This is a genomic window from Silvibacterium dinghuense (assembly GCF_004123295.1).
GTDB classification, from domain to species: Bacteria; Acidobacteriota; Terriglobia; order Terriglobales; family Acidobacteriaceae; genus Silvibacterium; species Silvibacterium dinghuense.
Genome location: NZ_SDMK01000004.1, coordinates 340,102 through 367,096 on the forward strand (window position 1 = coordinate 340,102; position 26,995 = coordinate 367,096).

General features: G+C 63.7%; 19 protein-coding genes. 8 read left to right on the forward strand and 11 right to left on the reverse strand.

The features are described 5' to 3' along the window. Positions 1-9: 9 nt before the first annotated feature. Positions 10-1,575 carry a 3-keto-alpha-glucoside-1,2-lyase-like domain-containing protein gene (locus ESZ00_RS17570; RefSeq protein ID WP_164981594.1) on the reverse strand — a complete coding sequence of 522 codons (1,566 nt, stop codon included), beginning with the start codon at positions 1,573-1,575 and terminating at the stop codon, positions 10-12. A 396-nt stretch (positions 1,576-1,971) separates the two neighbouring features. Between ESZ00_RS17570 and ESZ00_RS20155 the strand changes: the two genes are divergently transcribed. Next, a complete protein-coding gene (locus tag ESZ00_RS20155) occupies positions 1,972-4,089 on the forward strand; it encodes an arabinofuranosidase catalytic domain-containing protein (RefSeq protein ID WP_164981595.1) in 2,118 nt (705 codons plus the stop codon). A 558-nt stretch (positions 4,090-4,647) separates the two neighbouring features. Here ESZ00_RS20155 and ESZ00_RS17580 read toward each other — a convergent pair. Next, on the reverse strand, positions 4,648-5,424 hold the full coding sequence (locus ESZ00_RS17580) for a helix-turn-helix transcriptional regulator (RefSeq protein ID WP_129209698.1): 777 nt from the start codon (positions 5,422-5,424) through the stop codon (positions 4,648-4,650). Positions 5,425-5,531: 107 nt separating this feature from the next. On the opposite strand from ESZ00_RS17580, the gene ESZ00_RS17585 reads away from it, so the two are divergent. Next, on the forward strand, positions 5,532-6,290 hold the full coding sequence (locus tag ESZ00_RS17585) for a class I SAM-dependent methyltransferase (RefSeq protein ID WP_129209699.1): 759 nt from the start codon (positions 5,532-5,534) through the stop codon (positions 6,288-6,290). Positions 6,291-6,498: 208 nt separating this feature from the next. Further along, positions 6,499-8,889, forward strand: a complete 2,391-nt coding sequence (locus ESZ00_RS17590; protein WP_229741147.1) for a GH92 family glycosyl hydrolase — start codon at positions 6,499-6,501, stop codon at positions 8,887-8,889. A gap of 338 nt (positions 8,890-9,227) precedes the next feature. Here the strand turns inward: ESZ00_RS17590 and ESZ00_RS17595 are convergent, their stop codons facing one another. From ESZ00_RS17595 to ESZ00_RS17600, 3 genes are all read right to left on the reverse strand, one after another. After that, complete coding sequence (locus ESZ00_RS17595) at positions 9,228-10,283, reverse strand: phytoene/squalene synthase family protein (RefSeq protein WP_129209700.1); 1,056 nt, start codon at positions 10,281-10,283, stop codon at positions 9,228-9,230. A 6-nt stretch (positions 10,284-10,289) separates the two neighbouring features. Further along, positions 10,290-10,418 carry a hypothetical protein gene (locus ESZ00_RS20420; RefSeq protein ID WP_268235290.1) on the reverse strand — a complete coding sequence of 43 codons (129 nt, stop codon included), beginning with the start codon at positions 10,416-10,418 and terminating at the stop codon, positions 10,290-10,292. Between the two features lie 133 nt (positions 10,419-10,551). Further along, positions 10,552-11,928 (reverse strand): APC family permease, encoded by a 1,377-nt coding sequence (locus ESZ00_RS17600; RefSeq protein WP_129209701.1) that lies wholly within the window; start codon positions 11,926-11,928, stop codon positions 10,552-10,554. A 187-nt stretch (positions 11,929-12,115) separates the two neighbouring features. Between ESZ00_RS17600 and ESZ00_RS17605 the strand changes: the two genes are divergently transcribed. From ESZ00_RS17605 to ESZ00_RS17615, 3 genes are all read left to right on the forward strand, one after another. Further along, positions 12,116-12,559 (forward strand): nucleoside deaminase, encoded by a 444-nt coding sequence (locus ESZ00_RS17605; RefSeq protein ID WP_129209702.1) that lies wholly within the window; start codon positions 12,116-12,118, stop codon positions 12,557-12,559. A gap of 179 nt (positions 12,560-12,738) precedes the next feature. Then, positions 12,739-15,165 carry a PAS domain S-box protein gene (locus ESZ00_RS17610; RefSeq protein ID WP_164981596.1) on the forward strand — a complete coding sequence of 809 codons (2,427 nt, stop codon included), beginning with the start codon at positions 12,739-12,741 and terminating at the stop codon, positions 15,163-15,165. 3 nt (positions 15,166-15,168) lie between these two features. Continuing rightward, positions 15,169-15,570 carry a response regulator gene (locus tag ESZ00_RS17615; RefSeq protein ID WP_129209704.1) on the forward strand — a complete coding sequence of 134 codons (402 nt, stop codon included), beginning with the start codon at positions 15,169-15,171 and terminating at the stop codon, positions 15,568-15,570. Here ESZ00_RS17615 and ESZ00_RS17620 read toward each other — a convergent pair. From ESZ00_RS17620 to ESZ00_RS17635, 4 genes are all read right to left on the reverse strand, one after another. Continuing rightward, the gene (locus ESZ00_RS17620) at positions 15,522-16,439 is read right to left on the reverse strand and encodes a hypothetical protein (RefSeq protein ID WP_129209705.1); all 918 of its coding nucleotides are present in this window, start codon (positions 16,437-16,439) and stop codon (positions 15,522-15,524) included. The two genes, ESZ00_RS17615 and ESZ00_RS17620, sit on opposite strands and share 49 nt — an antisense overlap. Before the next feature lie 263 nt (positions 16,440-16,702). Beyond that, entirely contained in the window at positions 16,703-17,131 is a 429-nt protein-coding gene (locus ESZ00_RS17625) for a DoxX family protein (protein ID WP_164981597.1), read from the reverse strand. A 378-nt stretch (positions 17,132-17,509) separates the two neighbouring features. Further along, positions 17,510-18,304: a FadR/GntR family transcriptional regulator gene (locus ESZ00_RS17630; RefSeq protein ID WP_129209707.1), complete on the reverse strand. Its 795-nt coding sequence runs from the start codon at positions 18,302-18,304 to the stop codon at positions 17,510-17,512. 356 nt (positions 18,305-18,660) lie between these two features. Continuing rightward, positions 18,661-19,935 carry a glycoside hydrolase family 28 protein gene (locus tag ESZ00_RS17635; RefSeq protein ID WP_129209708.1) on the reverse strand — a complete coding sequence of 425 codons (1,275 nt, stop codon included), beginning with the start codon at positions 19,933-19,935 and terminating at the stop codon, positions 18,661-18,663. 614 nt (positions 19,936-20,549) lie between these two features. Between ESZ00_RS17635 and ESZ00_RS17640 the strand changes: the two genes are divergently transcribed. Both ESZ00_RS17640 and ESZ00_RS17645 read left to right on the forward strand, forming a co-directional pair. Further along, entirely contained in the window at positions 20,550-21,929 is a 1,380-nt protein-coding gene (locus ESZ00_RS17640) for a glycoside hydrolase family 28 protein (protein ID WP_129209709.1), read from the forward strand. Positions 21,930-22,553: 624 nt separating this feature from the next. After that, positions 22,554-24,059 carry a GGDEF domain-containing protein gene (locus tag ESZ00_RS17645; protein ID WP_164981598.1) on the forward strand — a complete coding sequence of 502 codons (1,506 nt, stop codon included), beginning with the start codon at positions 22,554-22,556 and terminating at the stop codon, positions 24,057-24,059. 494 nt (positions 24,060-24,553) lie between these two features. Here the strand turns inward: ESZ00_RS17645 and ESZ00_RS17650 are convergent, their stop codons facing one another. Together ESZ00_RS17650 and ESZ00_RS17655 are read right to left on the reverse strand one after the other, a co-directional pair. Further along, the gene (locus tag ESZ00_RS17650; protein ID WP_129209711.1) at positions 24,554-24,934 is read right to left on the reverse strand and encodes a hypothetical protein; all 381 of its coding nucleotides are present in this window, start codon (positions 24,932-24,934) and stop codon (positions 24,554-24,556) included. A gap of 27 nt (positions 24,935-24,961) precedes the next feature. After that, positions 24,962-26,977: a glycosyl hydrolase family 18 protein gene (locus ESZ00_RS17655; RefSeq protein ID WP_229741148.1), complete on the reverse strand. Its 2,016-nt coding sequence runs from the start codon at positions 26,975-26,977 to the stop codon at positions 24,962-24,964. Between the last annotated feature and the right edge of the window lie 18 nt (positions 26,978-26,995).

The following is a 26,995-nucleotide window of genomic DNA, read 5'->3' on the forward strand; positions in this document are numbered from 1 at the left end:
ACCGTTCTCTTACGCCGTCGCGGAGCCGCTGAGTGAGGCCGAACCGCCGCTCCAGAGCCTCGAGAGCAGCGTCCTGTCCCAGCGCAGCGGATGCAATTCCACCACCACGCGCACCGCCGTGCCCTTTCCGATACGGCTCGAGATCTGCAGCGTACCGCGGACATCGCGAGCCCTCTTCAGCATGCCGAGAATGCCGAATCCCTGCGATTGAGGACCGTAGTCAAAGCCCCTGCCATTGTCTTCAATCAGAACTTCCACGCGGCGCGGCTGATAGTGCACGGTGATATCCAGCTGGCTGAGGCCGGAATGTGTCAGGGCGTTGGCAATAGCCTCCTTGCCGATGTGCTGCAAGGCGTCGGCCACGCGAAGACTCAGCGGCTGCGGCGATCCCGTCGCATGAGGGACGACGAGAATGCCCTGCCCTGCAATCTTCCTGGCCGAGTCGGCCAGCACCTTGAGCAGATCTTCGCGGTCCGAAGCAGGACCCGCGCCGAGCATGGAGATCGTCTCGCTGGCCTCGGAATGACAACGCCGGATCAGCTGATACGTCACGCTCAGCTGATCCGCAAGATGCTGCGGCTCCGCCATGCCTCCGCGCAGCAGCGCGCTGCGAATGCCCTGGATGTGATACCCGAGTCCGGCGAAGTTCTGCGCCATGGTGTCGTGGATGTCATGCGCCAGGCGTTGTCGCTCCTGCATGATCGTCTCCGACTTCCACTGCTGAAAGCGGTAATAGAGAAGCTGCAGCAGCAGCGCCAGCGCCAGCGTTCCGACAAACAGCTCCGCGATATGCCACGGCGTCCACCACGGCGGACCGGAGAGCACTACGGGCCGCTCCACCGATTCGGTGTTGCGTTGCAGTTCGAGATAGTCGCCCAGCGTGGCCGGCGAGATATGGATATTTCTCCACGCGCCTGTCACATCGACCGCGCGAAGCCCGATGCGCCCGGTCTTCGCGCAGTTGCGCTCCTCGAACGCGACATACGCCTTCTGCAGCGTGCTGAGGTTCTGCACATAAGCGCCGATCCTGCAGCCATACGCAGTCACGCGCATCCGGTACCACTCATGCGCGCTGACTCCGCCCGGCAGAGGAACCGGTCTCGCCTCGACCCATCCGAAATTCGACCGGCCGATAATCAGCGTGCCGCCATCCAGCCTGAGTCCGACATAGTAGCCGTTGTAGGCATCGATGCCGTTCTCCTCATCCTGAGACCGGAGGATGAGCCCGATATCGCCGCGGTCGCTGTCGAAGCGGAGATCGGCGGTCAGCGTGTAGTTCGCCCAGAGCTTCGAACCCGTGACCAGCTTCGCTCCCCGGTCATCGGAGTGCTTGCTCTCGACGATGTTGTCCCCGAACTGCCAGTTCCCTCCGATCGCATGCCACTCCCCTTCTTGGCCTTTGGCCAGCTCATACGTGTGCACCGGGACCATGGCGCGGCGGCTGGAGGCAATCATCGCGCAGCCGGCAAGAGCCAGCCCGAGCGCGAGCACGATCGCGCCGAAGAGATGCGCCCGCGACGGCATCCAGCGGACGCCCGGCTGTACTTCCTTGAGATGCCTGCGATCGAACGCCATGACGTGTTCCAGCGAGGGATAACGGCAAACACTGTACACGGCGGCAGCCGCGCTTAGGAAGCCTTCCTTCTGCGCCCCACGTGTGCCCGCAGCGCCATCGGCCAAGCGCCTGACGCGGAGAAGGGTCATTCGGATCACTGCAAATTGGTGCACTTGCACCATTGCGGTGATTCGCCGGGTGCATCTAGCATGCGTCTGCTTCGCATAGCGATCGCCACCATGAGGCCTGGACCATGCCATGCATGGATTCCGCGCCCGAAGGGATGCATGACCCCTTTGCCCGCTCCAGGCGGGCGCTGCGCCGCTGCCGTGAAGCCTCCACAGCTCTTCGCTTCTCTCCGCTTCGCAACCCGTTCGCCAGAACTGCACCAGCCTGCACTAAGGAGAAAGAGACGTATGAAATTCAGCCTGGCATCGCTTCTCAGAGGGAGAGTGCTCACGTTCCTGATCTCTCTCAGCTTTCTCAACGTTCTCACTGGTGTATGTTTCGCCCAGACTCGAGCCAATGGCCCCTGCGATATCTATGCGTCAAGCACGCCGTGCGTAGCGGCATTCAGCACCACCCGGGCGCTCTACGCGTCCTACACCGGATCGCTGTACCAGGTCACCCGCGCCTCCGATAGCACCACCACAGACATCGGCATTCTTTCCGACGGCTATGCGAATGCCGCCACGCAGGACAGCTTCTGCTCCGGAACCACCTGCACCATCACCGAAATCTACGATCAGTCCGCCAATCACAACAACCTCACGCTCGCTCCGCCGGGCGGAGCAGCCACCGGCGCCGGTCCGAATGGCTACGATCTCGCCGCGGTCGCAAACATCGCGCCCGTGCAGGCCGGAGGCCACAAGGTCTACGGCGTCTACATCACCGCCGGCGAGGGCTATCGCAACGATGCGACCACGGGCATCGCCGTCAATGGCCAGCCTGAAGGCGTCTACATGGTGAGCTCGGCGATTCACCTCAACGGCGGGTGCTGCTTCGACTTCGGAAACGCCGAAGTCAACAACGATGACAACGGCGCCGGCCACATGGATGCCATCAACCTCATCTGCTCCGGCGATCCCTGCTCTCCGGTTGCCGGTCTCGACATGGAGAACGGCATCTACGGCGGTCTCGCCGTCACACCGGGAACGCCCTTCGTCACCGCGATGGGCGCGAATGACGGCCAGCAAAGCTATACGATCTATCAGGGGAATGCGCAATCCGGCTCGCTCACGACTACCGGCTCCGTCAGTCTTCCCTCCGGCTATGCGCCCATGCACCAGGAAGGCGCCATCATCCTCGGCATCGGAGGCGATAACAGCAGCACCGCGACAGGCTATTTCTTTGAAGGCGTAATGACCAGCGGCGCGCCATCCGCAACCACGATGAGCTCCGTACAGTCGAACATCATCTCCGCCGGTTATGCCGGCATGCTCCCCTACCACGACGGCTTCGGAAGCGGTTCAGCCACGGGATGGACCACGTATGACGGCACATGGTCGGTCTCCGGCAGCTCGTACCTCAACAGCACCGTGGATACGGACGGCGACAAAGCCATCACCGGAGCCACGGCATGGGATAACTACACCCTGCAGGGAGACGTTCAAATTACAGGAGGAGGCGGAAACGCGGGCCTCAACTTCCGCGTCACCAATCCCGGCGATGGAACCGATTCGCTCGACGGCTACTATCTGGGCGTCGATCTGGACGGCAACCTGGTCTTTGGCCGCGAATACTATGGCTGGACACTGCTGCAACAGGCAGCTATCTCAGGCGGAGTCACCAGCAACGTCTGGTATCACCTCACCGTCCAGGCCAACGGATGCACCTTTACCGTATCCGGCCAGCCGGTAGGATCGACCACGGCCACATCCTTCACGTACACCGATACCGGCTGCACTTACACCGCAGGCGCCATTGGCGTGCGCAGTTATAACTCCTCGGCCGCGTGGCGCGATATCTCCGTCGCCGCCGGAGTCACTTCCTCCACGCCGTACTATGCCCCCTTCGCAGCCGGCACAGGGCCATCCGGATGGACGACCTACGCCGGAACCTGGTCGCTCTCCGGCGATGATTACATCAACTCCGCCACCGACACCGACGGCGATAAGTCGATCGGCGGCCCCACCTTCGGCAACTTCACGCTCTCCGGCGATGTGGACATCACCACCACCGGAGGCAACGCCGGCTTCCTCCTCCGCTCCTCCGACCCGGCGGTGGGCACCGACTCGGTCGACGCGTATTACTTAGGCGTCGATACAGGCGGCTTCATCGTCATCGGCAAGGAAAACTACGGATGGACAGAGCTCGCATCTGCGCCGCTCAGCGCTGCGCCGGCCAATACCTGGTACCACCTCACGGCCCAGGTCATCGGCTGCCAGATCCGGCTCACCGCGCAGGCCGCCAACTCCTCCACACCGAGCAACGACGTCACGGTGAACGATTGCAGCTTCTCCACGGGCCAGGCTGGAGTGCGATCGTACGATACGTCGGCGCAATGGAGGTATCTCAGCGTCGTACCGAACTAAGCTGTGTCCGTTGCCCGGGTGCCCCACCCATGACAGTTTTTCGTCATGGGTGGGGCACCGAAAAATCTCAACGTCAGGCCCTGGCCGAAGAAAGAAGGGTGCCCCACATCTCGTGCTGTTCGAGATGTGGGTCCGCAGGATGAAAGCACACCAGGGTTCGTACCACCAAGGTTCGTACCGTCCCATCCAAGCCGAGCTTGGATGGGGCACCCGCATCCGATCCACCGCACAGATTCCGGAGTGCGACCAACGGGAGCGGAGGCGCGAAGCGCAAAAGGCCTGGACGGCCAGTCCCTTCGGTCGGGATGACAATCTCCATGCTTGTGCGATAAGGGGGATACACCTAGGGCGTATCCCCCTATATCCAGGCAGGAAATAAGCGCCTTATCTTGCGGATTGTCATTCCGACCGGAGTGAGCCGTAAGGCGAACGCAGTGGAGGAACCTGCAGTTTTCTCCGGCACAGGCAGAACTGCAGGTTTCTCCACTCCGCAGGACCAAAAACCGTCCTGCTCCGGTCGAAATGACAATTTGTGGAATGGCGATAAGGGGGATACACCTAGAGCAGAATCACCAGCTTCATCCCCGGCGCCATCGCGAGGCTCAGCGTCAGCTGGCGCAGCGAGAGACGTCCCTGCTTCGGATGATGAAAGTTGCGCTCACCACCCTCGCGCTCCAGAACATTCTGCGTGCTCCAGAAGAGGTCGAACTCCTTGCTCCTGCTGCGCAGCTCCTCGACCTCTCGCTTGATCTCCGGAGTATCCAGCACCGCCCGGCACTCTCCGCGAAACTCCGCCACCAGCCGCTGCGCCCGCGACGGCCAATCGACGATAAAGCTGCGCGCCTGCGGGTTGAGAAACGCATACCGCAGGAGATTGCGATCCGCCTTCGGCTTGCCCAGCCACTCGGCAAAGAGCTGCGCCGCCTGCGGATTCCACGCAACCGCATTCCACTCCTGGTCGAGCACGTAGGCCGGCGTCCGGATCTTCGCCACCGCCTCCTTCAGGATGGCGTCCAGCTGCGGATCGCAGGAGACGCGAGGCCGCTCCGGATCGCGCATCCCGGCCAACTCGAACAGGTAGCTGCGCTCGGCTCGCGACAGGCGCAGCGCCGCCGCAATCCGCTCCAGCGTCTCCGCCGACACGGCTTCCGTCCGCCCCTGCTCGATCCACGTCAGCCAGGTCGGGCTGATGCCGCACAACGCGGCCAGCTCCTCTCGCCGCAGACCCTTTGCGCGCCTGCGGAAACCGGGCGCGAGCCCCACCTGTTCGGGGCTCAGGCGATCTCGCCGCGTTCGAATAAACGCGCCCAGCGACGATGTGGTTTTAGCCTTCATGACGGTTCAGGCAGGTAGTTTTTATACCAGTATAACGAGATATCTTGTACCAGGATTTCTCCGCTCCTAAAGTCATGGCAGCGAGTCATCGCAGGAGGAAGTACCCCATGCCCAGCCACTCTGAAAAGACCGACGATCAATTCGGCAGGACCGCAAACGCTTATCTCTCCAGCACCGTGCACAGCCAGGGCCCGGACCTCATCGCCATCGCGGAGAAGTTCACCGGCGCGGCCAAAGCGTCGGTTCTCGACCTGGGCTGCGGAGCAGGCCACGTCAGCTTCACCATCGCGCCCCATGCGGCATCCGTCGTCGCCTGCGATCTCTCCGCGCGCATGCTTCAGGTGGTTCGCGAAGAAGCCGAGAGACGCGGCCTCGAAAACATCACCACACGGCCCGGCAAAGCCGAGCAGCTGCCCTTCGCCGACGCGAGCTTCGACTGGGTCTGCACCCGCTACAGCGCGCATCACTGGCAGGACGTAAGCCAGGCCATTGGGGAAGTCCGCCGCGTTCTCAAGCCGGGCGGCGGCTTCCTCGTCGTCGACACCTGCGCCCCCGCCAATCCGCTGCTCGACACGCACATGCAAACCCTGGAGCTGCTCCGCGACGGTTCGCACATCCGCAACTACACCCTCGCCGAGTGGCGCGGCATGCTGGAGGCACAGGGCTTTCAGATCCGTGCGCACCAATCCTGGAAGATCGACCTGGCCTTCCAGTCCTGGGTAGAGCGGATGCAGACGCCCGCACTCCATGTCGAAGCCCTGCGCTCACTACTGAAGAATGCCCCGCAGGAGGTACGCGACTATTTCCACGTCGCCGAAGACGGCTCCTTCCAGTCGGACTCACTGCTCATCGAAGCCAGGCGCTAGGAAAAGACCTGTCATCCCTCCACTGCGCTACGCTTCGGTCGGGATGACAGGTCTTTGGGGATCATTCGTCCCCACCCGGCGCTGCGCCGGAGCGCGACCAAAGGGAGCGGGAGCCGAAGGCGATCCGCCCTGCGCGAAGCAGTCTTTCTCTTTTAACAGCGGACCCTTATACCTGTAGCTGGAGAAAAATCTCTCCGCAGATTTCCAAATGGCGCATACGGAAGAGCACCCCACGCGAGAGCTTCCGCGATACAGCCAGATCAAGGGACCGATGATGCCACGCCTTTTCCTGCGCAAGCCGCAGCTTTTATCCGCCGTATTCCTGCTGGCGGCCTCTTTTGCATGCACAAACGCCTGGCCGCAGAAGACCGCGTCCCCCACCCGCGACCTGACCGCCAATGTGGACCCCTTCATCGGTGTCGACTGGGGCGGCAACACCTTCGTCGGCGCGGCCATTCCTTATGGCATGGTCAAGGTGGGCCCGGACATGGAGAGCTTCGACGGACGCCGCTCCGGCTTCGGCTACGCCAGCAGCGGCTATCTTCTCGGCTTCTCACATCTGCATCTCAGCGGCGCGCAGGGCAAGTACGGCAACATCCTCGTGACACCGACGACCGGCCCGCTCGAGATCACCGACATCAAGACGCCGCGCTCGAGCGAGGTGGCGAAGGTGGGCTATTACGCTGTCGAGCTGGCGCGCTACCACGTGAAGGCAGAGATCACCAGCAGCCGCCGCGTCGGCTTCCATCGCTATACCTTCCCTGCGTCGCAGCAGTCGCACATCGTTCTCAACGTGGCCTCGGCGCTGAACCTCGGCACCGGCTGGGAGGCGCAGCGCTTTCTCGGCGCCGAGGTCCATGTCGTCTCCGATCGCGAGGTGCAGGGCGTCGCGCGCTTTACCGGCGGCTGGAATCGCGGCGGTGAGTACAAGGTCTATTACTCCATGGTGCTGGACACGCCGGCCCGCGACGTGCAGACCTGGAGCGGCGCCACGCTCTCCGATGCGAAGGATGCAACCGCAGGCGCGAACACTCCCATCGGAGCCTCTTTTAACTTCATCACGCATGCTCACCAGGTGATCCAGGCCAAGGTCGGCATCTCCTTTCTCAGCGCGGAGCAGGCAAGACAGAATGTGCAGCAGGAGATCCCCGCGTGGAACTTCGACGCCGTGCACGCCGCAGCCACGGCGCTCTGGAACAAGGAGCTCGCCAAGCTGAGCCTGAGCGGGGAGACCGCATCGCAGCGGCGCCAGCTCTACACCGCGATGTATCACATCATGCTGATGCCGACCGACCGCACCGGCGAGAACCCGGACTGGCAATCCTCGGAGCCCTATTACGACGACTACTACTGCATCTGGGACACCTTCCGCACCTCGAGCCCGCTGCTCACGCTGATCTCGCCCGACCGGCAGCGCGACATGATCCGCTCGCTGATCGATATCTATCGCCACACCGGTTACATGCCCGACGCGCGCAGCGGCAATGACAACGGGCGCACGCAGGGCGGCTCGAACTCCGATGTCGTCATTGCCGATGCCTTCGTGAAAGGCCTGAAGGGCATCGACTATAAGACCGCCTTCGCCGCCATGGTGCATAACGCCGAAGTGCCGCCGGCCGATGCGCAGAAGGAAGGCCGCGGCGGCCTGAAGGACTACAACGAGAAGGGCTACGTCACCCTCGCCGACGAGCGCTCCGGCTCACGCACCGTGGAGTACAGCTATGACGACTTCGCCCTCGCCGAGGTAGCCTGCGGCCTCGGCCACACGCGCGAAGCAGCGCTCTACGCCGGGCGCACGCATAACTTCGAGCACCTGTGGGACAAGGACATGACCGTCGAAGGCTTTCACGGCTTCCTGCGCCCGCGCAATCCCGATGGCAGCTGGGCCGCGCCCTACCTGGTCGTGCGCGGCACCTGGCCCGACTTCTTCTACGAGGGCGATATCTGGACGTACTCCATCTATGCGCCGCAGGATATGCGCCGTCTCATCGCAATGGCCGGAGGCGATGCGGCCTTTGTCCAGCGCCTCGACTGGACCTTCCTGCGCGGCCACTTCGACGTCACGAACGAACCTGGATTTCTGCTGCCCGTGCTCTACAACTATGCGCTCCGCCCCGATCACAGCGCGGAAGTCGTGCACATGCTGCTGGAGAAGGCCTTCACCGACACGCGTGCCGGCATCCCCGGCAACGACGATTCCGGCGCCATGTCGAGCTGGCTCATCTTCTCCACGCTCGGCATCTTTCCCATCGCCGGGCAGGATGTCTATCTCATCAGCACGCCAAGCATTCCCGACGCGACGCTCTCGCTCGGCAACGGCAAGAAGCTGCGCATCATCGCCAGGAACCTTGATCCGCAGGGCCTGAACCGCTTCGTGCAGTCCGCCACGCTGAACGGAGTGGACCTGCCGAATGCCTGGTTCCGCCACGCGCAGATTCAGGACGGCGCCACGCTCGTGCTCACGCTGGGCTCGGCACCATCGCCGACATGGGGCAGATCGGTACCGCCGCCTTCCATGAGCGATCACGGGAGCGATCGAGGGAGTGATCCGGGCTTCCAGCTCTGCCCCACAACCACCTCCGCGGAACCAGAGCGCTGATGCCGCCGAAGGGACTGGCCGGGACGGCCGCTCCGGCCGGATGCCCCACCCATGACGGTTTTTCGTCATGGGTGGGTCTTCGAAGATTCTCAACGTCAGGCCCCACATTTCGTGCAGTTCGAGATGTGGGCTCGCAGGATGAAAGCACCATCAGGGTTCGTACCCTCCCACCCAAGCGGAGCTTGGATGGGGCACCCGCATCCTCACTTATTTAAAAACGCAGGTCCCTCCACTGCGCTACGCTTCGGTCGGGATGACAGGTTAGAAGTGTGCTTCGCTCAGAATGGCAGGGCTTTGGCAAGGCTTTCCTCTTCCATGCGCCTGTCTGTGGATACGCCTTAGCGGCCGGAGCGGATCTGTTCCTCGGTATCGCGAATCAGCCCTTCGATCCAGCTGCGCAGCATCCGGTTGGAGGGTATGCGCGGCAGCGAGCCTGCGATGATCCGGTAGACGTCGTTGCGGCGGATCTTCGCGGGGTGTTGCGGATCGAGCCAGCACTCGCTGGCGACCAGAAGCCGGAAGGTCTCGAGGCCGATGACGATGGGCCACACACAGGCCAGCCGGAGACGCACAGCCGTTCGCGGCAATGCCGTCGTGTACTCGAGTCCGGCGCGGAAGTGATCGAGCGCGATGCGGGTCAACTGCAGCAGCACGGGCCGCGCGCGATGCGAGTTCTCCGGACGCAGCAGGTCTTCCGGTGAAAGGCCCGCCTCGGCGAGCATGGTCTGCGGCAGATAGCAGCGGCTGATGCGCAGATCCTTCGGACAATCGCGCAGAATATTCGTCAACTGCAGCGCTTTGCCCAGGCGGATGCCGCGCTCGATCATCGTGGCCTCATCCTCGCCAAGCCGGGCGGTGACGTGCGCATAGGTCATCCTCGTCCAGAACTCACCGACACAGCCCGCCACCATGTACGTGTAGCGGTCGAGCTGGCTGTATGCCTCGAGCGCGACGACGCGGCCGGAGAATTCTTCGGGAAAGGTTCTGAGATCGAACTCCATGCCTTCGGTGAGCGTGGAGACGATGCCGCGGATGGCGACGATATCGGCATCGGAGAACTGCGCGATCATCTCCAGCGCAGGACCGAGCGATTCGAGCAGGGTGCGTTCGTCGGAGTCCTTCTGCTGCGTTGCAATCTCGTCCACGATTTCGCGCAGCGATGCCGCATCCGGCTCGCCATTGACCTGCCGGCGCAGTGACAGGAGCAGCTCGAGGCGCTTGCCCGGCGCGATCAGCGCAGTATCGGCGATGGTATCGGCCGCGCGGGCCAGCAGATACGCCAGGCCGACCGGATCGCGCATGCCTGCGGGCAGGATGCTGAGCGTCAGGTAGAAGGAACGGGAAACGCCCTTTAACAGAGGGCCCAGGAGCTGCCTGCGGTCGGTCGTGGCCATGGACTCTTAGGACTCGCGGCGCTCGGGCTGCCACTGATCTTCGGAATGGCGGTTGACCCAGTCGCTGCGGTCTTCGCGCTCACGCTGCTCGCGCTCGCGTTCTTTCTGTTCGCGTTCTTCGCGTCCGTCGCTCATGTCTCTATTTTATCTGCTTCGTGCAGGGGACTGGCCGTCCAGGCCTTCTGCCTTCGGCTCCCGCTCCCTCTGGTCGCGATTGAGATTCTGGTGAGACCCACCCATATCCTCGCTATCCCCTACACCCTACGCCCTATCCCCTATACCCTATCCCCTTGCCTGCGATCATCTGCCAGCCAAGCCCCAGCGCCAGGTATCCGAGGTAGAGATACGGCAGCCAGTTATAGGGCGCGGCGGGGATGGGATAGAGCGTTCCGGCGAGGGCGAGCAGCATGGCGACGACTCCGGCAGCGGAGAGGGCGAGAACGCCGGGGCTCAACTTCTCCGTACGGCGCAGGTGCAGCGGCAGGGCCACACACACCAGCGCGTAGACGGTGATGAAGCCGTAGGTGGCAAGCGAGCCCATCCAGCCGTAGATGTTATCCGCCGAGACGCCGCGCAGCGCGAGCCCTGCGGCAGGCAGCAGCGTGGCAAGCGCAGTCACCAGGACAGCGCTGTGCGGCGTCTCGTTCCTGGCGTGCGTGCGTGCCAGGCTCTTATGCGCGAAGCCATGGTGGCTCATGAGCATGAGCACGCGCGAGGCGGCGGTGATGCAGGCCAGCACGCAGGCGAACATGCTGATCATGGCGCCGATATCGACCAGGGTGCCGAGCAGACCGACCTTTGCATGCACGGCGAGGACATGCAGCGGCGCGGCAGCCTGATCGAGCGGCAGGTGCATGTCGCGATAGCCAAGCACTTCAGCATAGATACAGAGGATGAAGAACGCGCCGCAGCCGATGGCGCACTGCAGCACGGCGCGGGGGATGGTCCTGAGCGGCTCGCGGGCCTCTTCGCCGAGCGCGGTCGCGGACTCGAAGCCGACAAAGCTGAACAAGGCAAGTACCAGTCCGAGACGGAAGCCGCTGCCCGTGGCGTCGTGGAGACGAAGCTGCGGCCAGTCGAGATGCAGTCCGTGGCGCGCGGCCACAACGGCGAGGATGACGGCGATGCAGGTGACGGATGCGCCCTCCATCCAGAGCATCATCTCGGCCGAGAGCTTGATGTCGCGCCAGGCCATGGCTCCGGCGAGCACCACGGCCACGGACATCAGCACCACGGGCGGCGTCGCGATACCGAGCGCGGCATGGAGCAGAACATTTGCGAAGTTAAAGAATCCGGCAGCGACCGACGACGCCGTGGCCACGTAGGCCAGCAAGAGCGCCCATCCGGCGATGCCCGCGACCCAGGGCGGAAGCGACTGCGAAACATAGGTAAAGAGCGAGCCGGGCGAGGCGGAGCGGCGGCCGAAGCATCCGATGACCAGGCCGACCAGCACCAGCGCCAGCGTGGCGGCGAGATAGACGAGCCACGTCGCGTTGCCGGCCAGGGCAAAGACCAGCGGGATGGTCATGGCCGGGGTCGCGGTGGGTGCGATGGCGGAGACGGACTGGGCAAGCGTCTCCCAGGGACCGAGGATATGACGGCGCAGGCCGTAGCCGGGACGGGTTTCTTCCTGTAATTGGGGCAAGTGGGACGTTTCGCTCCTAGCCTTTAGCTCTTAGCTTCCAGCTGAAGCAGTGCTGTGGCAAGCTTTCTCTTCTGGACTGCCTGCTGCGCGCAGGGCGGGACGCCTTCGGGGACTGGCCGTACCGGCGGGATGACACGTGGGTTAGGTTTGAGCTAGAGGCTAAAAACTAAAAGCCAGGAGCTGAGACATGAACTACGAAGCGATGCTGGATGTAGCGATGACCGAGGCGCGGACGGGGCTGGCCGAGGGTGGGATTCCGATCGGAGCGGCGATCTTCCGCGCCGACGGGACGCTGGTGAGCTCGGGACACAACCGGCGGGTGCAGGAGGGCGATCCCTCGGCGCATGGGGAGACGGATGCCTTCCGGCGCGCGGGGCGGCAACGCTCGTACCGGGAGCTGATCCTGGTGACGACGCTGGCTCCGTGCTGGTATTGCTCCGGGCTCATCAAGCAGTTCGGATTCGGGACAGTGGTGGTCGGCGAGAGCCGCAACTTCGAGGGCGGCGTGGCGTGGTTGCAGGAGCAGGGCGTGCGGATTCTCAATTTAGACTCGCCGGAATGCGTGGAGATGCTGGATCGGTACATTCGTAATCATCCCGAGGTATGGAACGAAGATATTGGCGTGGATTGAGCCGATAAGGGGGTCAGCATCCGGCCCCACGATCACACAGGCGCGCAGAGCGGGGTGCCGATCTGTAGACCGAATCCGGGATGGGATCAGCTGCAGCCGCACCAGCGGAGGCCGGGCAATGCCGGAGCGAGGCAGCGCCACCGGACCCGCCGCGGACCAGGCGCTGTTCCGGAAGAAGGATGGCTCGACTCCGGGTGGAAAGAACCTACATCGCAATGATCGCGGGCACCGGCCTGGCCGCAGCCCTGCACTCGCCCGGCTGCATGGAGGCGATGCAGCAGTCCTGGCCGCGCTGGGGTGAGGCGGCCTGGAACGGGGTCACCGCCTTCTGTTATCTCGGCATCTACACCACGCTGGTCTGGACGCTGCTGCGGCTGCGCCGGGGACCGAAGCTGCCGCGCCTGCGCTGGCTGCTGGACTGGATGATCGCCTTCGTGATCTCGGACGGCGCGACGCGTCTGGCGCGGATCGCGGCCATCTGGCTTCCGCTGCGGCAGGTGGAGCTGGCGCTGCGCGTGGGCAGCGTGCTGGTCGGCGTAGGGCTGGCGCTCTATTTGTGGAGCGCCGTGCCGCACCTGGTGGAGACGCTGGAGGAGTTCCTGGCCGTGCTGGCCAAGCGGCAGAAAGAGGCGGCGACCCGGACGCTCGAGGCCCGCGAGGCGGCCGAGGCAGCCAACGCCGCGCTGGCCGAGTCCGATGCCCGCTTCCGGCTGATGGTGGAAGGGATCAAGGATCACGCCATCTATACCGTCGATCCGCAGGGGATGGTCACCAGCTGGAACCGCGGGGCGCAGCGGCTGATGGGCTACACGGAGCAGGAGATCGTCGGCCAGCACTTTACCCGCATGATGACGCCGGAGCTGGTGATGACCGGCGAGGCGGAGGTCATCCACGCCCGCGCCACCGAACTGCGCCAGTCGGAGGACGAGGGATGGCGGCTGCGGGCCAGCGGCGAGCGCTTCTGGGCGCGGGTGAGCAAGAGCGCCCTGCTCGATGAACAGGACCAGATCCGGGGCTTCGTGGTCATCGTGCACGACCTGACGCAGCACCGCCGCGCCGAGCGCGCGGTACGGGAGCAGGCGCTGCGCATCAAGGCCTTCGTCGAGAGCGCGAACGACGGGGTGATCACCATCGACGCGCGGGGCATCATCGACAGCTATAACCCGGCCTGCGAGCGGATCTTCGGCTACAGCGCGGCCGAGGCGATGGGAAAGAACATCAAGATGCTGATGCCGGAGCCCTATTACAGCGAGCATGACGATTACCTGGATCGCTATGCGAAGACCGGGGTGCGGCAGATCATCGGCACGGCGGGCCGCGAGGTCAGCGGACGGAGAAAAAACGGCAGCACCTTCCCGATGGACATCTCGATCAGCGAGTTCCGGCTCGAAGACGGGCAGCACTACTCGGGGATCATCCGCGACATCACCGAGCTGAAGCGGGTAGAAGAGGCGCTCGAGGAGAACCGGACGCACCGGCTGAAGATGCAGGAGCGCTTTCTCTCCCATGTCTCTCACGAGCTGCGCACGCCGCTGACGGCGATTTACTTCTTCGTCAGCAATGTGGTGGACGGGCTCTTCGGCGACCTGACGCCGGACCAGCAGGAGCAGCTGCGGCTGACGCTCGAAAACACCCGCCAGCTCAAGGACATGGTCAGCGACCTGCTGGACATCACGCGGATCGACACGCATAAGCTGGCCATCTCCTCGCAGCCCTCGAACCCGGCGCGGCTGGTGCTGGAGGTGCTGAGCACCTGCCGCAAGAACGCGGGCGAGGCGCAGGTGGAGCTGGTCAGCCAGCTCGAAGGACGGCTGCCGTTTGTGTGGGCCGATCCCTCCCGGGTGCGGCAGATCCTGACCAACCTGATCGAGAACGCCATCAAGTTCACCCCGCCCGGCGGACGGGTGACGGTGGGCAATCAGCCTTTCCACGAAGGCGATGAGCTGCTGTGCCTGAAGGTGGCCGATACCGGCTGCGGCATCCGCCGCGAAGACCAGGAGCGCATCTTCGACCGGCTGGCGCAGGCCGAGAACGCGAACGAAAACAGCCGTCGCGGACTGGGGCTGGGACTGTTCCTCTGCCGCGAGCTGGTGACGCGGCACGGCGGGCGGATCTGGGTGGAGAGCGAGCCGGGCGCGGGCAGCACCTTCTTCTTCACGCTGCCGGCCTTCAGCCTGCAGCAGTGGTGCGAGCGGGCGCTCGAGCAGCGCGACGGCGAAACCATCCAGATCACGCTGCTGGCCCTGGATCTGTGCACGCACGGCGAGGCCATCACCGGAGAGCTGCTGCATGACTGCAAGCGCATGGCCGAGCGCTGCATCCATCCCGGACAGGATGTGCTGCTGCCGATTACCGGGCGGGAACGGGAGACCAGGCCGACCATCTTCATCGCCGCCTGCGCGGGGGCGCAGGGCATTGCGATCATCGAGAGCCGCATCCGGAGGGAGTTCACCGGAGCGGCAAACCTGGCCGGCATCACGGTCTCGATTACCGCGACGCCGGTGCACGTGACCCAGGAAGCAGCCCGGGAGCAACAGACAGCAGAGGTGACCGCGCAGATTGAGAAGCTGATCGACGCGCACCTGGTAGTACGGAAGGAGAACTGAACCTTGAATACGAAAAAAATCCTGATTGTGGACGACGACCAGCACCTGCTGATCGGCCTGACGGCGCGCCTGAAATACCACGGCTACCACGTGGTGACGTCCATGGATGCGGTCTCGGCGATCGCCGTGGCCAAACGGGTTTCCCCGGACCTGATCATTCTCGACCTGGGCCTGCCCGCAGGGGACGGCTTCCTGGTGCTGGAGCGGCTGAAGGAGATCCCCGATCTGTCCGTGATTCCGGTGATCGTACTCAGCGCGCGCGACCCGGTGCCCAACAAGCAGCGCTCCATGGATGCCGGCGCCGTGGCCTTCTTTCAGAAGCCTCCGGAGAATCATGCATTCATGGCCGCCGTGCATCACGCGCTGGGAGAGACCACGGCACTGAATGTCTTTCTGACCACCTGAATGCCCACTGCGCGTGGCGCGACTCGCCTTCGGCATCCGCTCCTCCCCTGACTCCGATGCCGGGCCCAGAGGCTGGGCACGATGCCGGGGTGCGGAGTCTCCGCTGCATCCGGTTGCGCCGTGCTTGCGGAGACCTCGGGCGACTCAGCCTCCTGCGATTCCGCTGGTGCAGCAGGTTTCTCTGGAGCAGGCGGCGCGTATCCCGACTCGGGCAGTGGCCGGCCGGCCTGATCGGGAAAGAGGCTGTCGCGCAGGAAGCGGTCGAAGCTCCACTCGCGAGCGGCGGACTTCTCCTCATCCTTCTCGTCCATCGTCTCCTCGACCCACGGCGCGGGCGGAGCCAGCTCTTCGCCGTTGGGGCCGAGGATGTACTCGTCTACCTGCGCGGGCCCGGGCTGCGTGAGTCCTGGCTGCGTGAGTCCGGGCTGTGTGAGTCGGGGCTGCGCGGGCGGCGCCGAGGCCGCGGGCACAACGGGAGCTGTATCCTTATGCGCACCCGTCTCTGCATCGGAACGGACGCGGGCAGCGCTGCGGCGCGGAGCTTTTCCCTCAGCAGCATTCTTTGGCCCGAGCAGCTGCGCAGCCGAGCGGATGACGGTGAGCAGCAGGCGCGCACGCTTGTCGTCGAGGGTGCCGTCGGCGATGGCGCGCGCGATGTCCGTGTAGAGATGCACCAGGTCCGAACGGTCTTCGAGCAGCGGAATATGGAGACGGCCGGGCGAACGGAGCTGGCGGCGGAGATCGTATCCGTGCGCGTAGCAGTAGAGCTCGCCACGAAGCGCGCGACGAGGGCAGGGATGGCCCGCAGCCCGGAGGTACTGGCAGCGCTGGGGCTGGGATGCGACGGAAAATGTAATGGGCTGCGACATGATGCCTCCTGAAGATGCAAGACAGCGGAAATGGAAGTGCGGGCGGAGAGCAGGGCGAAGCGGAGAACGCCGGGCAGGGACAAAAAGAAGAGGCGCGGAGGGTGAACCCCGCGCCTCTGTGATTTGATCTGCTCTTAATTTCAGTATAGGAAATTCGGCAGAAAATCATGCCAATTTGGGCAACTTTTATCGCCTTTGTTTTCTTTTACTTGCAAAAAATCTTGCCCAAGGGGGGCTTGACAGGATTTCGCCGCGCGCCGGTTTTACTTCTCACCGAAGAGCGCTGCGTCGAGGCTGTAGCGGCCCGGTCCGGCAACAACCAGCGTGGCCATGATGGCGAGGTAGAGCACGATCAGTTCGCCATGATCCGAATCATGTCCGAAGAAGAGGAAGTGGTGCACGAAGGCCCAGGCCACCAGCAGGTTCACGAGCGAAACCAGCGCCGCCCAGCGGGTGAACAGGCCGAGGAGCAGCAGGATGCTGGCGATGGCGTCTCCGAGCATCGCGCAGATGAGGCTGGGCACGGCGCCGATGTGCAGCGGATCGGGAAAGTGCGCGGCCATCTGCGAAAAGGTGAAGAGCTTTTCGAGGCCATGCTTGAGCAGCAGCGGCGTAACACCGAGCAGGCGCAGCAGGAGCAGACCGGCGTCCTGTCCGGCAGGGAACAAAGGGATGCGGGCCAGATTCTTCAAGGGGCGCGCCACTCCTTCCGATTCCGTTGTACGTGGGTATCCTCAGTATGCCGCGTCCAGCTCCGCGGAGCCACATAAAAATAATCCGGCGTAACGGTACCTGGGAAAATTACTGCACATCGCAAGTATTTTCGAGAGAGCAGGGACTGGCCGTCCCGGCCTTTCGCCTTCGGCCCCCGCTCCCGTTGGTCGCACTCCGGAATCTGTGCGGTGGATCGGAAACGGGTGCCCCATCCAAGCTCGGCTTGGGTGGGACGGTACGGACCTTGATGGTACGAACCTTCGTAGTGCTTTCATCCTGCGAACCCACATCTCGAACAGCACGAGATGTGGGGCACCCGGCGTATCGCCCTGCGCGCAGCAGTGCGAAGCGGTGTGTCAGCTGGGGGCCGGGATGGATTCGAGGGCCGCGTCGGCGGACTCGGTGCGGGGCTTGCTGTTGGCCGTTTTGGCTGTGGCGCGAGGCTTGGCCTGTATCCGTTCGAGTCCCTGGTTGGTCTTGGCGCTTTCGAGGTGCTTTTCCATCAGGCGGCGCGCCTCTTCGGGCTTGCGGCCGCGGATGGCGCGGTAAATCTCGCGGTGCATCTCGGCGGACTCGCGGAGATCGATGGAGTGCTCGACGGTATTGCGGCGGGCGTCGTACATGGACGAGCTGACCGTCTCCATGATGGCGGCGAGGATGGGATTGCCGGCAGCCTGCGCGATGATGCGGTGGAAGAGCACGTCGTGGATGAGGTATTCGGAGGGCTTCTCGACGGAGGCGAACATCTCGGCTACCTCTTCGGCGAGGGCGGCGTGGTGCTCCTCTTTGCCGCGCTCCGCGGCGAGAGCGGCGAGACCGCTTTCGAGCAGGTTGCGAGCCTCGAAGAGATGCCAGTTCTGAAAGCCGTGCAGGGCTCCGATGAGCGAGAGCTGGCCCTGGCCGAACTCGGGCGGGCCGTCGGCGACGAAGGTGCCGACGCCATGCTTGATCTTCATGACGCCGAGCGCGGCGAGATAGCCGATACCGGCGCGGAGGCTGGCGCGCGAGATGTGCAGCTGGCGCGCAAAATCGCGCTCGGGCGGAATCTTGTCGCCGGGCTTGAGCGTGCCGTTCTCAATGAGGGCACGGATGTGGTTGACCACCTGCCGGGTGCGATCGTTCTCCGCGCTATGCTGCATGGGCTGAGTCATAGGTATAGATCCGTAAGTTGTCTGCTGCTGCGCTCAGGGCTGAGCGCATGCTTGATGCCCCATAGGCTCCCGCTGCTGGCATCGATAGAAAGAGAAAGGCATTTCACCACAGAGGACACAGAGAGCACAGAGGCATTCTCGCAACCTTTGCGGCTATTGTGTCTTCGCGCAGAAAAAGGGCATCTCATGCGAGCACGCTCCCTCTGTGTCCTCTGTGCTCTCTGTGGTGCATCAAGCGGTCTTGCCGTTTCGCCCGCACAGGTTGCGCTTCGATCGGGATGACAGGGGTGAACCGCATGTGAAGAGGATACATTCCCACCCAGGCCAAGCCTGGGCGGGACATCCTCGACGGGCAGCTATTGGAGCGAGACATGGGCCTCGGGTCCTGTGACGATGCCCTGCCCTTTCGGCGTGACGACCGTTACGTTCGAGCCGGTAACGGTGGCGTAGCCGATGGTGAGCGGGGTTTCGGCGGAGAGGTGAACGTTCTTCAGCGTGAGGTTGAGGACCGGCGACTCGGGCAGGCCGACGATGGCGCCCGCGGATTTCGTATCCGTGGCGGTTACATTCTCGATGGTGATGTTGTGGAAGTGCGGGGTGAGACGGGTGATGGGCTGCGGCGCCTCGACACCTTCGGCGGGCAGAACCTTGGGGTAGTACTCGCTGACGATGATGGCGTTCTTGACGTTCTTCATGTCGATGTCGCGGAAGACAAGATCGCTGACGTCGTTGCCGCGGTCGCGGTTGGCCTTGACGCGGATGCCGTTGTCGGTGCCGTCGAAGTGGATGCGCTCGGCACGGATGCGCTGCGCTCCGCCGGCGATCTCACTGCCGATGGAGAGGCCGTGACCGTGGAGAAAATTGCAGTCGGTGATGGTGATGTCCTGGCTGGGCGAGTCGGGACCGGGCGAGTTGATCTCCCCGGACTTGATGGCAATGTCGTCGTCGCCGACGTCGGCGAGGACGTGATCGATGGTGATGTGCGTGGAAGAGAAGGGGTCGATGGCGTCGGTGTTGGGTGAGTGCTGCGGCGCGAGGACGCGGACATTGCGGATGACGATGTCGTCCGAATAGTAGGGGACGATCTGCCACATGGGCGAATTCTGGACGGTGACGCCCTCGATACGAATGTGATGGCAGTGGTCGAAGACGACCAGGCGCGGGCGGGGGTGGTCATTGCCGAGGATGCCGCTGTCCTTGTACTTGTGCGCCTCCTCCCACCAGCTTTCGCCGTTGCCGTCGATGGTGCCTTCGCCGGTGATGGCGAGATGGTCGGCGTTGGTGGCGGAGACCAGCGACTGCAGGCCGGGAGCGCGGAACTCGGTCTTGGCCGGATAGGCGGCGTGGTCGGGCGTGCCGAGGAGCGTGGCGCCCTTGTCGAGCTGGAGGGTGATGTTGCTGCGCAGGACGATGGGCGCGGAGAGGTACGTCCCGGCGGTGAGGCGGACGGTGCCTCCGCCCTGCCGGGCACAGTGATCGATGGCGCCCTGGATGGCGGCGGTGTCGAGGGTGGCGCCGTCGGCCTTCGCTCCGAAGCTGCGGGCGTCGCAGACGGTGGGCGCGGCAAAGGCGGCGGGCATAAGCGCAAGGGCGGCAGCGAGGACGAGCGAAGAATGCGACAGAGAAAGCATGGATATCGACCTGGGCGGGATTGTACGCCGTTAGAGGTCCGACCACCAAGGGGATGGGGAGATATTTCTGGATTTGCGCCTTCCCCGCCTCAGAAGCGAGATGTGGCGCACCCGGAACGTCTTCATTCCATGGTTGTCATCCCGACCGGAGCGGAGCGCAGTGGAGGGACCTGCGGTTTGTTTACGAGAAAGAAATTTGCTTTATCTACGTCGTAGCCACATAGAGATATAGCGTGATTGCAAATGAAAGACTTCTATCACGAATTGTCATTCCGACCGGAGTGAGCCGTAAAGCGAACGAAGCGGAGGAACCTGCAGTTTTCTCCGCTTCGCAGGACGATGAAGCTGTCCCGCTCCGGTCGAAATGACAACTTTTTCTGGTTGCTCTATGGGGATACGACCTAGAGCGCACACCGCAGGTCTCTCCACTGCGCGAGACGATGAAACCGTCCCGCTCCGGTCGAGATAACAGAATTTTCGTAACGCACCCAGGCCAGCCGGAGACACATGGACGCTACACCTTGCACCTTATCCCCCCATCCCCTCGCTTTACGCAGTGGCCAGTTGCGACCGGGTGCGTTTAGGATGGCGGCGTGGTCTGTCCACTTCTTTCTATGAGACTGAGAATCCTCTTCCCCGCTGCCCTCTGCCTCGCTTTGCTTGCCACTGCCTTCTCCTGCGCTTTTGGGCAGGATGCTCGCACGGTCACCGAGCCGAAAATCCCGCAGGCCTGCGCTGAAATCAGGGCAGCGCTGGCGGCTCCGGGCGGGGCTATCACAGCCAGCGATGAAGCCAAACTCGATACGGCGCGCATCCAGGCGGCCATCGACGGCTGCAAGGGCGGGGCGGTGGTGCTCCGGGCTGACGGCGCGCGGAATGTCTTCCTGACCGGGCCGCTGGAGCTGCGCTCGGGCGTGTGGCTGGTGGTCGATAAGGATGTAGCGCTGGTGGCCTCGCGCGATCCGCGGGTGTATGACCTTCAGCCGGGCAGCTGCGGCGTGGTGACGGAAAAAGGCCACGGATGCCGGCCGCTGATCCATGGTGCGAACGTGACCGATGCAGGTGTGGCGGGCGATGGCGCGATCGAAGGACGCGGCGGCGCAACGCTGCTGGGTGCGAAGGTGAGCTGGTGGGACCTGGCGCAGGAGGCGAAGGTTCGCGACCTGAACCAGAGCGTGCCCTGGCTGATCGTGGTGAGCGGGGCGCGGAACTTCACGCTGTACGGCATCACGCTGCGCAACTCGCCGGGCTTTCACGTGGCGGTGGGGCAGACGGACGGCTTCACGGCGTGGGGGGTGAAGATTCTGACGCCGAAGACGGCGCGGAATACGGACGGGATCGACCCCGGCTCGTCGCGCAACGTGACCATTGCGCACTGCTGGATTCACGCGGGCGATGACAATGTGGCCATCAAGGCCGGAAAAACCGGGCCGACGACGAACGTCTCGATTCTCGACAACCACTTCTTTACCGGGCACGGGATGTCGATCGGCAGCGAGACGAATGGCGGGGTGAGCCACGTGCTGGTGCGCGGCCTCACCATCGACGGCGCGGACAACGGCATCCGCATCAAGAGCGACCCGAGCCGCGGCGGCCTGGTGGAAGACGTGACGTATGAGAACGTCTGCATCCGGAATACGAAGGACCCTCTGGTCTTTACCCCGGCATACATGAAGAAGAGCGGCGACCTGCTGCCGGTCTATCGCGGGATCACGCTGCGCGATGTGCATATCGAGTCGCCGGGCAGCTACACGCTGGACGGCCTCGATGCCGGACATCGGCTGGAGCTGCGCTTCGACAATGTGTGGGCCGAGGGGCTGGCGCAATCGAAGTTCGAGGCGCAGGCGGCGAGGATCGTGCGTGGACCGAGACTCGGAAATTTTGCGGTGACCGGGCAGGACGTCATCACCACCGACGACGCGGGCAGCAAGGCAGGAACGCCGCCGGCCTGCGCGGCTCGCTATGCGGATTTTCCGGAGACAGACGCGCCCTAGAGAATATCGGCATAGAGCCACGAGAAAGGGTTGTCCTTTCGACCGGAGCGCAGCGCAGTGGAGGGACCTGCGTTTTTTTAACAAGTGAGGACGAGGGTGCCCCATCCAAGCTTTGCTTGGGTGGGACGGTACGAACCTTGATGGTACGAACCTTCGTAGTGCTTTCATCCTGCGAACCCACATCTCGAACAGCACGAGATGTGGGGCACCCTTCTTTCTTCGGTCAGGGCTGACGTTGAGATTTTTCGGAGACCCACCCATGACGAAAAACTGTCATGGGTGGGGCACCCAGACGGTGACCTACACACGCCAGCTTGCGACCAACGGGAGCGGAGGCGCGAAACGCAAAAGGCCTGGACGGCCAGTCCCTTCGGTCGGGATGACAGGGCTTTGGAGATCATTCGCCCCCACTCAAGCCAACAGCGGGCTTGCATGGGCCACCCGGCAGGTGGATGCGTTCTGGATGCGTGATGGACTTGCCCGCGCGGCGGGGCGGTGAACGGAAAACAGACAGCATGACGACAAGCCGGGCTGCTATGCTCGACACGTTGGCCGATCTCTCCCTATAGGCGCATGCTGTGCGCAGATTGGCCTGTGAGCCCGATTGCAACGCGGGAGAATACGTTGAGACGGACGCACGGACTGTTTCTCGGTGCCGGCTTTCTCCTCCTGTACGGACTTTGCCTGGCGATGGTGAAGCCCTACAGCATGGCGGTCTCCTATCCATTCCAGCTGGCGGCTGCCTACGCGGCGGTAGCGGCATGCGCGTGGCGCGCGATGAAGGCGCGGTCTCCGGTACAGCTGGGCTGGTGGCTGGTGAGCCTGAGCCTGCTGCTGTGGGCGGCGGGGCTTTCCGTCTCGGCATGGGAGGACCTGGGACAGCATGCGACGGTCGATTTCGCCAAGCTCTCGGACCTGATCTATTTCCTCTTCGGCGTGCCGCTGCTGGTGGCGCTTTCGCTGCCGGCGAGCGGGCGCGAGGAAAAGCTGTTCGCCTGGCTGGACGGGCTGCAGGCCGCAATCACCGCCTGCGCCATCTACGTGGCAATGTTCTCGTCCCTGCCCTTTGTCCACGGCTCGAACAAGCCGATTTCCGCATCCCTGCTGGCGCAGGCATATAACGGGGAAAACCTGCTGCTGGCCAGCGCGGCCACGCTGCGGCTGCTGGCCGAGCAGACGTCGGGCGAGAGACGGCGCCTTTATGGCCTGCTGACCGGGTTCCTGTGGTGCTATGCGATCTGCGCAGGCTGGTACAACCAAACGACGATTGCCCTGCAGGAGCAGGTGGGACTGTACGACCTGCTGGTGGCCCTGCCGGTGACCGTGCTGGCCGTGGGCGCGCTATGCGTTCCTCTGGCAACATCCGATGGAGACTACACGGTCGAGAAAAGAACTCTCTCGGAGCTGATCGACGGCATCGTTCCAGTGCTGTATACCTTCGCGCTGCTGACGCTCGGGGTCTTCGTCATCCGCACGCACTTCTACTGGGGAGCGACGGCGCTGGTGGTGGCGCTGGCCGTCTTCGTGATCCGCTCGACAGTTCTGCATAGCCGCCTGCTGCGGTCGGAGCTGGCGCTGCGCGAGGCGCATGACCGGCTGGAAGAGATTGCGCTGACCGATGCGCTGACGTGCGTGGCTAACCGCAGAAGCTTCGACAGGAAGCTGCAGGAGGAGTGGAGCCGGTCGCGGCGGTCGCATGCGCCACTGTCGCTGTTACTGATCGATATCGACTTCTTCAAGCCGCTGAATGACAGGCTGGGGCACCAGGCGGGCGACCAGTGCCTGGTGCGCGTGGCCGCGGCGCTCCAGAGCACGATGCTGCGCAACGGCGACCTGCTGGCGCGCTACGGCGGCGAAGAGTTTGCGGCGATCCTGGCCGATACGCACCGCGACGGCGCCGAAGAGGTCGCGGCCCGGATGCAGGCGGCGGTACGGGAGCTGAAGGTCGCGCACGCGACGGCGATCGGCGAGTTCGTCTCGGTGAGCATCGGCATCTCGACCTGCGAAGAGGCGGAGGCGGAGGCCTTCGAGTGGCTGGTCGAGACCGCAGACCGCGCGCTCTACCTGGCCAAAGCGCGAGGGCGCAACCGGGTGGAACACATCCCCTATCAGCGCGTGGAGACGCGTTAGGGCGCATCCACTTATAGATGTTCTGAAAATAGAGAACCTACCCTTATCGTTGTCATCCCGACCGGAGCGCAGCGAAGTGGAGGGACCTGCGTTTTTGCCGGTACAGGGAGAACCGCAGGTTTCTCCAGTCCGCAGGACGATGAAACTGTCCTGCTCCGGTCGAAATGACAGCCTTTTACGATCGCTATAAGTCGGGTGCCCCACATCTCGTGCTGTTTGAGATGTGGGTTCGCAGGATGAAAGCACCACCAGGGTCCGTACCGCCAAAGTTCGTACCGTCCCACCCAAGCAAAGCTTGGATGGGGCACCCGTTTTTGTATCTGGATCTGAAACCGCAGGGCCCTCCACTTCGCTGCGCTCCGGTCGGGATGACAACGGAAGAAGAGTGTTCAAGTCGCGATGACAAATCAGAAGGGTGCTGCGCTCGGGATGACAACCTCCTGCTTATGCGATAGGGGGATACGACTGAGAGTTTGTCATCGAACCATGGCCTGTTATGAACTTTCCCGCGGAGGCTCGTCCGGCAGGAGGACAAAGGCGCGAGTGGCTTCCTGGTAGCTGTAGCGGGCTCCGCAGCCGGGGCAGATGGCGCGCCAGGTGCGGACCATGCGATACCGGCGATAGAAATGGCTTCGGTCCAACTCATCGCGCATCTTCGCCCACTCGGCGTCGGCAAGTGCGAGAGCCTCTTCTCCCAGCAGCGCGCCGCACCGGACGCAGCGGGATTGCCGCGCAGCCTCCCGCATCTGCTGCCGGGTTCGCTTCTCCGCCCTGACTGCGAACCCTACGGCCACCGCCACCACGCCCACCAGGATGAGCAGCGCGATCTCGATACAACGCGAAATGATTTCGAGCCAAGACCACAGGAGCGACATGCTCTTCCGATCCTTCTGCCTCCGGCGTTACGGCTTTGCCGGATAAGCATGCAGCAGCGGGCCAAGGTTGTTCGAGTACCTGTAGTTCTCGCGGCGATCGTCATCGAGCGTCCAGTACATCGCGCCCAGCAGCCCGGGATAGCCGGCCGGATTCACCAGCGGATAGGTCGCGTCCGCCGGCTTTTTGCCGGTCACCAGGTAGTCGATGCCGTGGTGCATCGTCTCCGGCCCTTCATAGCCGGTGAGGAATCCCACGGCAACCTTCTCCGCAGGCATGCCGGGGAAGAGTTCGTTCGGGTCGCCGCCGACTGCGAAGCCGTGCAGCAGAAGCTCGGTCATCGCCGCGTGATAGTCCGTGGTGGCGGCCTGGTACACCTCGCCGTCGAGACCCTGCAGCGGCGGCGTGTTGTAGTCCTGCACGTCCACGAAGGAGAGGATGTCCCGCAAGCCATAGGCGAGCGGCAGATAGCTGCCGAACTGCCCGCCGTAGGCCGGAGCCCCGCCGGGGATCTGCGTGCCTTCCGGAACCAGGCTGATCATGAAGTGGGGGCCAAAGTGCTCACGGAGCTGCCGCAGACCATCGATCAGGTGCACGACCGAGGGCGTAGTGGGATGCCGGAAGTCGCGGTCATTCGCATCGAGGTTCAGCGACGGACTTTCGAAATCGATATCGACGCCGTCAAAACCATATTTCGTAACAATGTCTGTGACAGACGCGACAAACACCGCCTGACTCTCGGGCGTGGACGCGGAAAAGAACTGGCCTCCGCCGCCGAGCGAGATCATCACCTTCTTGCCCTTCGACTGCATAAAGGCGATATCGGCCTTCAGCTCCTCCGCGGTGTAACCCCTGGGCGGCGCAAAGCGAAGCGAGCCCTCCGGAGCCGTGTGATCCGGCGTGGCAAAGGCCTCGATGATGATGTCCCACTGCGGCGAGATGTCGCGCAGACGGAAATCCTGGGAGCCGGTCCAGTAGCCGATCAGGCGATGCGTACCGGGCTCGTCGTTCGGGATGGCGGCAACGGTGGGAGCGGTGATGCCTGCCGCATCCATGCGGCGAGGGACACAGGGCTCGGCCGGCGCGGTCAACGCATCCTTGTCGGGAAAGCTATAGGTGGCCGAAGCCGCGCCAGTGTACCAGGAAAGCAACGCGATGTTGCTGAGGTGATAGCTCTTCGAGCCGGCGGAGGCGAGATACGGCGCGGAGACGGGGAAATTGTTTTTGTGATTCGTATTGGTCGGCTGCAGCAGGAAGTATGCGGAGCCGATGCCGCCTCCGCCGCAGCCGCCGTGCGGCATCACCCACGGGGAGACGAGGTTGCCGGTAGGCGTGTTGCCCGGCGCGAGCGGATCGTGCAGCGGGTCGTGGAAGAACTCGGCGAGCTGCTGCGTGAGCGGCTGAATGTCGCGCTCGCGCACGATCTCCGGCGTGTTCGCGAAGTAGGAGCCGAGCACGAACGATGTGCCTGACGCCTTGTCGATGCCGTGCGTGCCGGTCGCGCAGCAGATGGTGTCATCGCCTTCGGCATAGAAGGTCGCGTTGTGCGTGACAGCAAGCACCAGGCTGCCATCCTGCTTTGGCAATTGCTTGAAGAGCTCCCGCTGCACGTACTGCATATCGACCACGGCGACCTGGCCGCCGTTCTTTTTCGAGGTGAGGAGATAGCCATATCCGGCGGGGATGGCGATGGTGACGGGCTTTACCGATAGCTTCTCGAGCAGGGTATGCCCTTTGGCCGCGGCTCCGAAGTTGCTCCGCAGCAGCGCGTCGGTGTATTGCGTGTCGCCGCCCGCGGGAAAAGAGAAGCGCCGGAAGACAGGCGACGCGAGGATGGGCCGCACATCGGCACGCGCATCGAGCGTGTCGGGATGCGCGCCGGAGAAGGTCAGCGTCACCGGCACCAGCGTGACCGGGATGCGCGTCTTCATCCCTCCGGGAATATCTCCGCCGGCGAGCGTAAAAGTGTGGCCGTTCAGCGAGGCTTGAAAGACAGGGACCGTGCCCTGGGCGCGCGCGGCAAGAAAGGACAGGACACTCAGCATCGACAGGCAAAACAACTT

Coding starts and splice junctions, on each gene's coding strand:
- ESZ00_RS20420 (WP_268235290.1), bottom strand. CDS start 10,418: ATGAGCGACGGACGCGAAGAACGCGAACAGAAAGAACGCGAGCGCGAG.
- ESZ00_RS17605 (WP_129209702.1), top strand. CDS start 12,116: ATGAACTACGAAGCGATGCTGGATGTAGCGATGACCGAGGCGCGGACG.
- ESZ00_RS17630 (WP_129209707.1), bottom strand. CDS start 18,304: ATGACTCAGCCCATGCAGCATAGCGCGGAGAACGATCGCACCCGGCAG.
- ESZ00_RS17570 (WP_164981594.1), bottom strand. CDS start 1,575: ATGGCGTTCGATCGCAGGCATCTCAAGGAAGTACAGCCGGGCGTCCGC.
- ESZ00_RS17585 (WP_129209699.1), top strand. CDS start 5,532: ATGCCCAGCCACTCTGAAAAGACCGACGATCAATTCGGCAGGACCGCA.
- ESZ00_RS17610 (WP_164981596.1), top strand. CDS start 12,739: ATGGCTCGACTCCGGGTGGAAAGAACCTACATCGCAATGATCGCGGGC.
- ESZ00_RS17640 (WP_129209709.1), top strand. CDS start 20,550: ATGAGACTGAGAATCCTCTTCCCCGCTGCCCTCTGCCTCGCTTTGCTT.
- ESZ00_RS17590 (WP_229741147.1), top strand. CDS start 6,499: ATGGCGCATACGGAAGAGCACCCCACGCGAGAGCTTCCGCGATACAGC.
- ESZ00_RS20155 (WP_164981595.1), top strand. CDS start 1,972: ATGAAATTCAGCCTGGCATCGCTTCTCAGAGGGAGAGTGCTCACGTTC.
- ESZ00_RS17650 (WP_129209711.1), bottom strand. CDS start 24,934: ATGTCGCTCCTGTGGTCTTGGCTCGAAATCATTTCGCGTTGTATCGAG.
- ESZ00_RS17635 (WP_129209708.1), bottom strand. CDS start 19,935: ATGCTTTCTCTGTCGCATTCTTCGCTCGTCCTCGCTGCCGCCCTTGCG.
- ESZ00_RS17580 (WP_129209698.1), bottom strand. CDS start 5,424: ATGAAGGCTAAAACCACATCGTCGCTGGGCGCGTTTATTCGAACGCGG.
- ESZ00_RS17655 (WP_229741148.1), bottom strand. CDS start 26,977: ATGCTGAGTGTCCTGTCCTTTCTTGCCGCGCGCGCCCAGGGCACGGTC.
- ESZ00_RS17620 (WP_129209705.1), bottom strand. CDS start 16,439: ATGTCGCAGCCCATTACATTTTCCGTCGCATCCCAGCCCCAGCGCTGC.
- ESZ00_RS17595 (WP_129209700.1), bottom strand. CDS start 10,283: ATGGCCACGACCGACCGCAGGCAGCTCCTGGGCCCTCTGTTAAAGGGC.